This window comes from Paenibacillus sp. PK3_47 (assembly GCF_023520895.1).
Lineage (GTDB): Bacteria > Bacillota > Bacilli > Paenibacillales > Paenibacillaceae > Paenibacillus_AQ.
In genome coordinates, this window is the sequence record NZ_CP026029.1 from 2,098,494 (window position 1) to 2,110,614 (window position 12,121).

The 12,121-nt window shown below is 51.4% G+C and carries 5 protein-coding genes, 1 tRNA gene and 3 rRNA genes; all 9 read right to left on the bottom strand.

Going from position 1 to position 12,121, the window contains the following annotated elements; genetic code table 11:
• Positions 1-196: 196 nt before the first annotated feature.
• Entirely contained in the window at positions 197-2,659 is a 2,463-nt protein-coding gene (gene clpC / locus C2I18_RS09580) for an ATP-dependent protease ATP-binding subunit ClpC (protein ID WP_249900963.1), read from the bottom strand.
• A 37-nt stretch (positions 2,660-2,696) separates the two neighbouring features.
• On the bottom strand, positions 2,697-3,761 hold the full coding sequence (gene mcsB / locus C2I18_RS09585; RefSeq protein ID WP_249900964.1) for a protein-arginine kinase McsB: 1,065 nt from the start codon (positions 3,759-3,761) through the stop codon (positions 2,697-2,699).
• A 28-nt stretch (positions 3,762-3,789) separates the two neighbouring features.
• Positions 3,790-4,314 carry a protein-arginine kinase activator protein McsA gene (mcsA, locus tag C2I18_RS09590; protein ID WP_249900965.1) on the bottom strand — a complete coding sequence of 175 codons (525 nt, stop codon included), beginning with the start codon at positions 4,312-4,314 and terminating at the stop codon, positions 3,790-3,792.
• 28 nt (positions 4,315-4,342) lie between these two features.
• A complete protein-coding gene (locus C2I18_RS09595) occupies positions 4,343-4,804 on the bottom strand; it encodes a CtsR family transcriptional regulator (RefSeq protein WP_249900966.1) in 462 nt (153 codons plus the stop codon).
• Between the two features lie 348 nt (positions 4,805-5,152).
• Positions 5,153-6,325, bottom strand: a complete 1,173-nt coding sequence (locus C2I18_RS09600) for a GNAT family N-acetyltransferase (RefSeq protein ID WP_249900967.1) — start codon at positions 6,323-6,325, stop codon at positions 5,153-5,155.
• Between the two features lie 417 nt (positions 6,326-6,742).
• Positions 6,743-6,859: ribosomal RNA gene (gene rrf / locus C2I18_RS09605) — 5S ribosomal RNA — on the bottom strand.
• A gap of 126 nt (positions 6,860-6,985) precedes the next feature.
• Positions 6,986-9,913: ribosomal RNA gene (locus C2I18_RS09610) — 23S ribosomal RNA — on the bottom strand.
• Positions 9,914-10,152: 239 nt separating this feature from the next.
• Positions 10,153-10,228, bottom strand: a tRNA-Ala gene (locus C2I18_RS09615).
• Between the two features lie 96 nt (positions 10,229-10,324).
• Positions 10,325-11,880: ribosomal RNA gene (locus C2I18_RS09620) — 16S ribosomal RNA — on the bottom strand.
• The 16S, 23S and 5S rRNA genes sit together here with 1 tRNA gene alongside, the layout of an rRNA operon.
• Positions 11,881-12,121: the final 241 nt, after the last annotated feature.

A 12,121-nucleotide genomic window follows, 5' to 3' on the forward strand; every position in this document is an offset into this window, starting at 1 on the left:
ATTGCGGATAATTTTCTCCTCTTAAAGTTTACCATTTCTGCACCTTTAACGAAAGGTCACTTCAGATCTACTTTTGGACGGATACCATTAACCTGCCTGAAACGGTGAAAAATTAACCCTAAGGTAAGCAAGTAAAACAAAAAGCCCCCGCCCCTCTATACGGAGGAGCGGAAGCATTGTTTCAAGAACGTGTATATTATTCGGTTCCTGCTTCTTTTTCGAGCGATACCGGTGCATCCACGGTAGTCACTACCAGCTCACCGTTCACCTGATCAATCTTGAGGGAATCGCCCTTTTTGATATTGCCCTTCAGCAGCTCTTCAGAGAGACGGTCCTCAATGTGTTTTTGAATCGCCCGGCGCAGCGGACGTGCACCAAAGGCCGGATCGTAGCCTTCTTTGGCCAGGAAGGCTTTACCGCCCTCTGTAAGCTCAAAGTCGACATTGTATTCACGCAGCCGCTTGCGCAGCTCGTCGGACATCAGCGTCACGATTTCGGCAATATGCTTCTCTTCCAGAGAGTGGAAGACAATGATCTCATCGATCCGGTTCAGGAACTCAGGACGGAAGCTCTTCTTCAGCTCCTCCATGACCTTGCCCTTCATATTGCTGTAATCCGCTCCCGCATCCTGTACCGCTGTGAATCCGAGGGTCGAGTTCTTCTTGATCGCCTGTGCCCCTACATTAGAGGTCAAAATGATCAGCGTATTGCGGAAGTCAACCACGCGGCCTTTGGAGTCGGTCAGACGTCCGTCTTCCAGCACCTGCAGCAGGATGTTAAATACTTCAGGGTGTGCCTTCTCGATTTCATCCAGCAGCACTACGGAATACGGTTTGCGGCGAACCTTCTCGGTCAGCTGTCCGCCTTCTTCATAACCGACATATCCTGGAGGCGCCCCGACAAGACGGGAGGTGGAATGCTTCTCCATGTACTCCGACATGTCAATACGGATAACCGCATTCTCGTCGCCGAACATCGCTTCGGCAAGCGCGCGCGCCAGCTCGGTTTTACCTACCCCGGTTGGGCCGAGGAAGATGAAGGAGCCCATCGGACGCTTAGGATCCTTAAGACCCGCACGTGCCCGGCGGAGAGCCCGGCTGACAGCCTTAACGGCTTCATCCTGGCCGATTACACGTTCATGCAGCAGAGCCTCCATGTTGAGCAGACGGTCGGTCTCCTCTTCCTTCAGCTTGCTGACCGGGATGCCGGTCCAGCTGGCAACAACCTGTGCGATATCTTCGGGAGTTACCTGAGAATCGGTACGGCCCTGCTTCTCTTTCCACTGGTTTTTGGTTGTATCCAGCTCTTCGCGGATCTTCTGCTCGGTATCCCGGAGCGCAGCCGCCTTCTCGAATTCCTGGCTTTGTACGGCGGAATCCTTCTCCTTGCGGATATCATCCAGACGCATTTCCAGCTCTTTCAGATTTGGCGGAATTGTATAAGAGTTCAGCCTTACCTTGGAGCCTGCTTCATCAATCAGGTCAATCGCTTTGTCCGGCAGGAAGCGGTCAGGAATGTAACGGTCGGACAGCTTCACAGCCTCTACAATCGCTTCATCCGTAATCTTCACGCGGTGATGGGCCTCATAGCGGTCACGCAGCCCATAGAGAATCTGTACGGCTTCCTCCGGTGAAGGCTGGTCTACCGTAATCGGCTGGAAGCGGCGCTCCAGTGCCGCGTCTTTCTCAATATATTTACGGTATTCGTCCAGGGTTGTGGCGCCGATGCACTGCAGCTCTCCACGGGCCAGTGCAGGCTTCAGGATATTGGAGGCGTCAATCGCACCTTCCGCTCCGCCGGCACCGATCAGGGTGTGCAGCTCATCGATGAAGAGCACGATATTGCCTGCCTGGCGAATCTCATCCATGATTTTTTTGAGGCGGTCTTCAAATTCACCGCGGTATTTCGTTCCGGCTACAACTGAACCCATATCAAGGGTCATAACGCGTTTATCACGCAGTGTTTCCGGAATTTCATTGTTGATAATCTTTTGGGCCAGACCTTCGGCGATGGCCGTTTTACCAACCCCCGGTTCACCGATCAGTACCGGATTGTTTTTGGTCCGGCGGCTAAGCACCTGGATCACACGCTCGATTTCCTTGCTGCGGCCGATAACAGGGTCCAGGTTACCGTCCTTCGCATACGCGGTCAGGTCGCGCGCCAGGCCGTCCAGCGTCGGTGTGCTGACATTTGCCGGCGTACCGCTGTGGCTGGAAGAAGCTTCACTGCTGCCCAGGAGCTGCAGCACCTGCTGGCGGGCTTTATTCAGGCTGATACCCAGGTTGTTAAGCACACGGGCTGCCACGCCTTCACCTTCACGGATCAGTCCGAGCAGAATATGCTCTGTGCCGACATAAGTATGCCCCAGCTTGCGGGCTTCGTCCATCGACAGCTCAATAACTTTCTTGGCACGAGGAGTATATGCAATGTTTGTTGGCTGTTCCTGTCCTCTGCCGATCAGTGTCTCTACTTCATCCTGAATCTTCTCCAGACCGAGGCCTAATCCGATTAGGGCCTTGGCGGCAATGCCGTCTCCTTCGCGAATCAGACCGAGCAAAATATGTTCAGTACCAATGTTGTTATGTCCCAAACGGACTGCTTCTTCTTGTGCCAGCGCCAATACTTTTTGTGCGCGTTCCGTAAATCTTCCAAACATCATATCTCCTGCACCTCCACGAATAATAAATATCTATAAATTAATGTTGTGATCCCAGTGTCTCCCGGAGCAGCTTCGCCCGGTACATGTCACGTTCAGTGGCCGAAAGCTCGTCGCCGAACATTTTTTGCAGGAAACCAGGCTGTGTCTTAACGTTCAGCTCATTGAGCACCGAGATCGAAGGGCCTTCCAGAATGCCAAGATCCACACCCAGCCGTAAGTCGGATAAACGCTGCGCCGATTCCTTCAGCTCCATAACGGCTGCATAGGACAAAATCCCGTAAGACCGCTTGATCCGGTCAGTAATCCGCAGGGCTGAATCCGCCAGCAGGCGTTCCCGCGCATTCCGTTCATGCTCAATGATCTGGGTGACTACACCGTGAAGATTCTCAATAATCTCATTCTCCGTCTGGCCGAGTGTAATCTGGTTGGAAATCTGAAAGATATTCCCTACTGCTTCGCTGCCTTCACCGTAAATTCCTCTAACGGTCAGGCCGACCTGGTTCACTGCGGTTAAAATACGGTTGATCTGGTGGGTCATCACCAGTGCCGGCAAATGCAGCATTACTGAAGCCCGTAAGCCGGTTCCCACATTGGTGGGACAGCTGGTCAGATACCCTCTGCGGTCATCAAAGGCATAATTGACCGAGGCTTCAAAAACATCATCGATGGCTGTGGCTCTCTCCCAGGCTTCTCTAACCTGTAATCCGGGGAACAGACACTGGATCCGCAGATGATCCTCTTCGTTAATCATAATGCTGACCGACTCGTCCTCATTCAGAATGACGGCTGCGCCGCGTGAGTCATTGGCCAGATTCGGGCTGATGAGATGCTTTTCCACCAGCACTCTTTTATCAAGCTCATCTAACTCATCCAGCTTCAGCAGATGGAAAACCCCGTAATCTGCGGCTGCCTCCCCTTGAAACACGGGTGCAAGCTGATCCAGCGCTTCCTCCGCCTGTTCGGCGGATGCCAAAAGCGGAAAGGGCAGATGTTCCAGATTCCGGGCGATACGCATCCGGCTGCTGATAACGATCTCTGAATGGCTGCCGCCGCAGCGCATCCAGTTGCTGAGCGCTTGTTCGGTAAAACGGAGATTTGACATGTCGTATCCCCCTTATATATGAAAGACTTTACTCTTGTGCCATTTCTTTTTCAAGTTTGCGGATCTGATCCCGCAGCTCTGCGGCAGTTTCAAATTCCTCCTGCACAATACTCTGCTGTAATTCCTGCTTCAGCTCATCAATTTGCCGTTTGCACATAATCTGTGCTCCGGCCCGTTTGGGGAGCTTGCCTACATGGCCAGTGCTGCCGTGCACCCGTCTGAACAGAGGATCCAGCGTGCTGTCAAAATATTTGTAGCAGGAGCTGCAGCCGAAACGTCCAAGCTTGCTGAACTGGGAATAAGTCATTCCGCAATTCTCACAATGTAATCCTTGGGCATTCTTCGTTGCTGCTGTTTTCTCCTTGCCGGCACCTTCAAGATCCAGCAGGCCGGACAGCAGGCTGTGAATGGAAAAGCCTCCTGCAGTACCGGGAATCATCTCGCCCTTCTCCCGGGCACAGCTTTCGCAAATATGAAATTCCGTCTTCTCCCCGCTCACGATCTTGGTAAAGTGAAGAGTCGCCGGTTTGACGCCGCATTCCTGACAAAGCATAAGCGGTGTCCCTCCCTTACGTTAGAGATTATTTGCCGAGCAAAGAGATTAGCATAGCTTTCATAATCTTGGCACGGATCTCATCCCGGTACGGCAGATTAACCGTCAGGCAGTCCCGGGAAACAGCGGCGCGCATGAGACATGCTTCACGTGTAGTTAGAAACCGGGCTTCCTCCAGCTGATAAATCAGACCTTCAGCGGAATTCTGATCAATGTCGTTTCCGATAGTGGATTTAAGATGGGCATAGAGCGCTACATTCTGGGGCAGCTCGAAACGCTGAATCCGGATATAGCCCCCGCCGCCGCGTTTACTCTCCACTATATAGCCCTTTTCCAAGGTAAAACGTGTGCTGATAACATAATTGATCTGTGACGGCACGCATGAGAACTGGTCCGCCAGATCATTGCGCTGAATTTCCACTGTACCTTCGGGACTTTCATGCAAAATATTCTTCAGATATTGTTCGATAATATCAGAGATATTGCGCATCACTCATCCTCCAGTGTGTAGTCCTGTATAGTTCTTCCTGCTGTGCATCCGTCCGGCGGTGACCTCTAATGAACTTAACCCAAGAGCAGAAACGCGAATCCCGGGGCGGCCATCCTTATGACACTGTCCATTAAAAGCATCACTTGCGGCATGCGTTGACTTTGACTTTCTTTGACTTTATTAATATTATACCATATTCTCACTGAATTCCAAGTGCCCACTCTTATTTTTTACTTATTAGATGCATTGTATTCCGAAAACCGGCTGATTCATTAGCTTTTTAAAATTTCTGCGGCGTCAAAAAAAGCCCTTCCGGCCACCTTGTGAACGAAAGAGCTTTATACTGTATCAGAAAAAATCGATTAATGCAGTCTTGGCCTGCGGCAACATCTGCTCGAGCCAATCAACAGCTTCCGGATTGCCGGTCAGAAGGCCGTGACGGTGCAGATCCGCAGGGCGCTTATACCCCAGCATCAATGCAGTCAGCGTACCAATGTTGCAGCTCAGGTCAGCTTGGGAGACTTCAGTATCTGCTTGCTCTAAGGATGCCTCACCTCTTGCGTTCACTGTCCAATTCCATACCCCGTTGTTCCAGGGAGCATGCTTATCCTCAAGCGATAGCGTCCAGCTCCGGACAGCCCCCCCGTTGTTGAAGACGAAATTCTCCACGAAAGACTTGGCATTCACTATACGCGCCATAAAATAAGGATAACTCTCCTGCTTAATCCGCGGATCCGGTAACAGGAAAGGCAGCATATCGTCAGACGGCACTAACTTGAGGGATGCCCCTGCAACCATGGAATCATGGTTGCCGAGAAAAGTCCACAATCCCCTGCGGGCAGTCTCATTCAAGTAGACAAACTCATCGATAACCAGTTCCTTGTTCGCTATTTTATACAGTACATACCCTTCCGGTTCCCCTGACTCTGCATAAAAAACACAGTGATGCATGTCCTCATCCAGCACATTGTTCCTCCACCACTCCTGGTCACGCGCAAGCGTTCCGTTATAAGCGGAAGCAAACTGGCTGTATAAATGCTCAAGGACCTCGAGTTCTGCATAATCACGGCGTACACTGCCTTGTATTTCTGTTTTTAGCGGAAACTTAGCTACCGGAATGTTGTAGCTTTTATATTCACAATACAATTCCCAGCCGAATTTGCGGTAAAAAGGGATCAGGAACGGATGCAGACAAGACAGCACCTGACCGGAATCATTCATCGTTTGCAAAGTGTGGGTCAGCAGCTTGGCCACAAGACCCTGCCTGCGGTTCTCAGGCCACGTGGACACCCCGGCAATTCCCCCCATGGGAATAGCCTTACCCTGCACATATAGGTGAAGCGGAAGTAATGTCAGCTGGGCCCCCAGTTCTCCGTCTTCAAATATGCCCCATACTCTCTCCGGTTTAAATTTCTTTTTTTTCTCCACCCTGTCTTCAGCGGATACTTTGTACTGAAAAGCATACTCCGATAAACGGAGGCCGGCTTCAAATTCATCTGCTTGTAATTGCCTTATTTCCACAAACTCACCTCATCAAAAGGATTAATAGTCCACAACGAGAGTATAACAAGCCCGGCTGTGTATATGCCAACTTTCCTTTCAATCACATTTTTTATTCCCACTTATCCACAACTCATATAAGAAAAATAAAAAAGCCGAAGGATAGATCCTCCGGCCCCTGCATAGTTATCCACATTCCCCTGTATTTTGTCCACATATTCCACAAATTATCCACAAAAACCGTGTATTTCTAAGTTTTTTCCTTGACGAATCATTCTAAATATGCCTTAATCCACAACCGGAAGAGATATATTAAATCTTAAAAAGTACCCACATGTGCGTAATTCAACTGTAAATACGAGAGTTTATCCACAAGATATTCACAACCCTGACAAACGCAAAAAGCCCACTGTCGATAACTCAACAGTGGTCTTAAGCGCTTGGCGGCGTCCTACTCTCCCAGGACCCTTCGGTCCAAGTACCATCGGCGCTGGAGGGCTTAACGGTCGTGTTCGGGATGGGTACGCGTGGAACCCCTCCGCTATCGCCACCAAACATGCGTTTGTGAAACAAACGCTGGCGCTAGAAATTACGTTCATCACAGTTGTGTGAATGAATTTCGTTGCGTACAGGCTTGATCGCCTGAAAACTGAATCCGAAACGAATTTGTGTGTTAGTTTTTTGGATAAGCCCTCGACCGATTAGTATTGGTCAGCTCCATGCATTGCTGCACTTCCACCTCCAACCTATCTACCTCGTCGTCTTCAAGGGGTCTTACTAGTTGGGAAATCTCATCTTGAGGGGGGCTTCACGCTTAGATGCTTTCAGCGCTTATCCCGTCCGTACGTAGCTACCCAGCCATGCTCCTGGCGGAACAACTGGTGCACCAGCGGTACGTCCATCCCGGTCCTCTCGTACTAAGGACAGCTCCTCTCAAATTTCCTGCGCCCACGACAGATAGGGACCGAACTGTCTCACGACGTTCTGAACCCAGCTCGCGTACCGCTTTAATGGGCGAACAGCCCAACCCTTGGGACCTACTTCAGCCCCAGGATGCGATGAGCCGACATCGAGGTGCCAAACCTCCCCGTCGATGTGGACTCTTGGGGGAGATAAGCCTGTTATCCCCAGGGTAGCTTTTATCCGTTGAGCGATGGCCCTTCCATGCGGTACCACCGGATCACTAAGTCCGACTTTCGTCCCTGCTCGACTTGTAGGTCTCGCAGTCAAGCTCCCTTATGCCTTTGCACTCTTCGAATGATTTCCAACCATTCTGAGGGAACCTTTGAACGCCTCCGTTACTCTTTAGGAGGCGACCGCCCCAGTCAAACTGCCCGCCTGACACGGTCCCTGTACCCGCTTAGGGTACCAGGTTAGAACCTAGATACGATCAGGGTGGTATCCCAACGGCGCCTCCACAGAAGCTTGCGCTCCTGCTTCTACGGCTCCCACCTATCCTGTACAGATCGTACCCAAATTCAATATCAAGCTGCAGTAAAGCTCCATGGGGTCTTTCCGTCTTGTCGCGGGTAACCTGCATCTTCACAGGTATTAAAATTTCACCGGATCTCTCGTTGAGACAGCGCCCAAGTCGTTACGCCATTCGTGCGGGTCAGAATTTACCTGACAAGGAATTTCGCTACCTTAGGACCGTTATAGTTACGGCCGCCGTTTACTGGGGCTTCGGTTCATAGCTTCGGATTGCTCCTAACCACTCCCCTTAACCTTCCAGCACCGGGCAGGCGTCAGCCCGTATACTTCGCCTTGCGGCTTCGCACAGACCTGTGTTTTTGCTAAACAGTCGCTTGGGCCTTTTCACTGCGGCCCCCTCGGGCTATTCACCCTACCGAGGCACCCCTTCTCCCGAAGTTACGGGGTCATTTTGCCGAGTTCCTTAACGAGAGTTCTTCCGCGCGCCTTAGAATTCTCTTCTCGCCTACCTGTGTCGGTTTGCGGTACGGGCACCTTCTCCTGGCTAGAGGCTTTTCTTGGCAGTGTGAGATCATGACCTTCGCTACTGTAATTTTCGCTCCCCATCACAGCCCAGCCTTAACGGTGCGCGGATTTGCCTGCACACCAGCCTCACTGCTTAGACGGACATCCATCAGTCCGCGTCACTACCCTCCTGCGTCACCCCATCGCTCATAGCGGATTACGGTGGTACAGTAATTTCAAACTGTTGTCCTTCGACTACGCCTGTCGGCCTCGCCTTAGGTCCCGACTTACCCTGAGCGGACGAGCCTTCCTCAGGAAACCTTGGGCTTTCGGCGGATCAGATTCTCACTGATCTTTTCGTTACTCATACCGGCATTCTCACTTGTGTACTCTCCAGCGCTCCTTACGGTACACCTTCAACGTATACACAACGCTCCCCTACCCCTGATGCATACGCATCAAGCCATAGCTTCGGTGGTGTGTTTAGCCCCGTTACATTTTCGGCGCAGAGTCACTCGACCAGTGAGCTATTACGCACTCTTTCAATGGTGGCTGCTTCTAAGCCAACATCCTGGTTGTCTGTGCAACTCCACATCCTTTCCCACTTAACACACACTTGGGGACCTTAGCTGATGGTCTGGGCTGTTTCCCTTTTGACAATGGATCTTAGCACTCACTGTCTGACTCCCGGCAAGAAGTAAATGGCATTCGGAGTTTGACTGAGCTTGGTAACCCTTGCGGGCCCCGCACCCAATCAGTGCTCTACCTCCACCACTCCATTCACCGAGGCTAGCCCTAAAGCTATTTCGGGGAGAACCAGCTATCTCCGAGTTCGATTGGAATTTCTCCGCTACCCCCACCTCATCCCCGCACTTTTCAACGTACGTGGGTTCGGGCCTCCAGTGCGTGTTACCGCACCTTCACCCTGGACAGGGGTAGATCACACGGTTTCGGGTCTACGTCCACATACTCAATCGCCCTATTCAGACTCGCTTTCGCTGCGGCTCCGGCTTCTCACCTTAACCTTGCATGTTAAACGTAACTCGCCGGTTCATTCTACAAAAGGCACGCCATCACCCATAAAACGGGCTCTGACTTCTTGTAAGCACACGGTTTCAGGTTCTATTTCACTCCCCTTCCGGGGTGCTTTTCACCTTTCCCTCACGGTACTGATTCACTATCGGTCGCCAGGTAGTATTTAGCCTTAGCAGATGGTCCTGCTGGATTCATACGGGGTTTCACGTGCCCCGCACTACTCGGGATCCGTCTCGGAGGGGTTAAACTTTTGGCTACAGGGCTTTTACCTCTATCGCGGGCCTTTCCAGACCTCTTCGCCTAACCTAACCTTTTGTAACTCCATGTGAGACGTCCCACAACCCCAAGGAGCAAGCTCCTTGGTTTAGGCTGTTCCGCGTTCGCTCGCCGCTACTGACGGAATCACTATTGTTTTCTCTTCCTCAGGGTACTTAGATGTTTCAGTTCCCCTGGTCTGCCTCAACACATCCTATGTATTCAGATGTGAGTGACTGCGAATTACCACAGCCGGGTTTCCCCATTCGGACACCCCCGGATCAAAGCTTGCTTACAGCTCCCCGAGGCAGTTTCGTTGTTCGCCACGTCCTTCGTCGGCTCCTGGCGCCTAGGCATCCTCCGTGTGCTCTTATTAGCTTAACCAACGCTACGGTGTTTCGCTTGTTTGCTCATCTTGTTTTGAATAGCGCGTCCGGATCACTCCGTACGCTAGAATATTCAAAGCCAAAAGTCGCTGCACAATCGAAAACCTTCGCTTTCAGCATCGCTATTAAATCTTCACTTGTTTACACAAGTTCAGCTTAAAGGAATGTTCTAAAACGCAAATTCGTTTCGGTATCCAGTTTTCAAGGATCAAGGAAATACATATTGATGAAGTTTGTTGGTGGAGCCAAGCGGGATCGAACCGCTGACCTCCTGCTTGCAAGGCAGGCGCTCTCCCAGCTGAGCTATGGCCCCGCAAATTCCATCAAAACTGAACAAATGAGAACACGTTATTGTGGAAGCTTAGCTTCCGATTTGAATGTTTCCATTGCAGGAAACAATTCTCCATAGAAAGGAGGTGATCCAGCCGCACCTTCCGATACGGCTACCTTGTTACGACTTCACCCCAATCATCTACCCCACCTTCGGCGGCTGGCTCCCTTGCGGGTTACCCCACCGACTTCGGGTGTTGTAAACTCTCGTGGTGTGACGGGCGGTGTGTACAAGACCCGGGAACGTATTCACCGCGGCATGCTGATCCGCGATTACTAGCAATTCCGACTTCATGCAGGCGAGTTGCAGCCTGCAATCCGAACTGAGACCGGCTTTGCTGGGATTGGCTCCACCTCGCGGCTTCGCTTCCCGTTGTACCGGCCATTGTAGTACGTGTGTAGCCCAGGTCATAAGGGGCATGATGATTTGACGTCATCCCCACCTTCCTCCGGTTTGTCACCGGCAGTCACTCTAGAGTGCCCAGCCTTACCTGCTGGCAACTAAAGTCAAGGGTTGCGCTCGTTGCGGGACTTAACCCAACATCTCACGACACGAGCTGACGACAACCATGCACCACCTGTCTCCTCTGTCCCGAAGGCCGCCTCTATCTCTAGAGGATTCAGAGGGATGTCAAGACCTGGTAAGGTTCTTCGCGTTGCTTCGAATTAAACCACATACTCCACTGCTTGTGCGGGTCCCCGTCAATTCCTTTGAGTTTCAGTCTTGCGACCGTACTCCCCAGGCGGAGTGCTTACTGTGTTAACTTCGGCACCAAGGGTATCGAAACCCCTAACACCTAGCACTCATCGTTTACGGCGTGGACTACCAGGGTATCTAATCCTGTTTGCTCCCCACGCTTTCGCGCCTCAGCGTCAGTTACAGCCCAGAAAGTCGCCTTCGCCACTGGTGTTCCTCCACATCTCTACGCATTTCACCGCTACACGTGGAATTCCACTTTCCTCTTCTGTACTCAAGCGATCCAGTTTCCAGTGCGACCCCAGGTTGAGCCCAAGGTTTAAACACCAGACTTAAATCGCCGCCTGCGCGCGCTTTACGCCCAATAATTCCGGACAACGCTTGCCCCCTACGTATTACCGCGGCTGCTGGCACGTAGTTAGCCGGGGCTTTCTTCTCAGGTACCGTCACTCCGATAGCAGTTACTCTACCGGACGTTCTTCCCTGGCAACAGAGCTTTACGATCCGAAAACCTTCATCACTCACGCGGCGTTGCTCCGTCAGGCTTTCGCCCATTGCGGAAGATTCCCTACTGCTGCCTCCCGTAGGAGTCTGGGCCGTGTCTCAGTCCCAGTGTGGCCGTTCACCCTCTCAGGTCGGCTACGCATCGTCGCCTTGGTGAGCCGTTACCTCACCAACTAGCTAATGCGCCGCAGGCCCATCCCGTAGTGACAGATTGCTCCGTCTTTCATTCTTCCTTCAGGAGAAAAAAGAAATTATCCGGTATTAGCTACCGTTTCCGGTAGTTATCCCAGACTATGGGGCAGGTTGCCTACGTGTTACTCACCCGTCCGCCGCTAAGTTAATCCGGAGCAAGCTCCATCATAACTCCGCTCGACTTGCATGTATTAGGCACGCCGCCAGCGTTCGTCCTGAGCCAGGATCAAACTCTCCAATTAGTATTGAAAAGAGCGATAGCTCATTTTGAAACTGACGATTCATTCAATGAATCTTTGTAAAAATTAACGTGTTCCATTTGTTCAGTTTTCAAAGAACTTGCTCCCGGCAATTCAACGTTTCGTGTCTTGCACAGGAATTAGAGTATATCATTTTTCATACTATCTTGTCAACTTATTTCTTCTTCGCTTTTGCATTTCAGCGTCGATGCCTCATAAGCACAAGAGATAATATATCATGCCG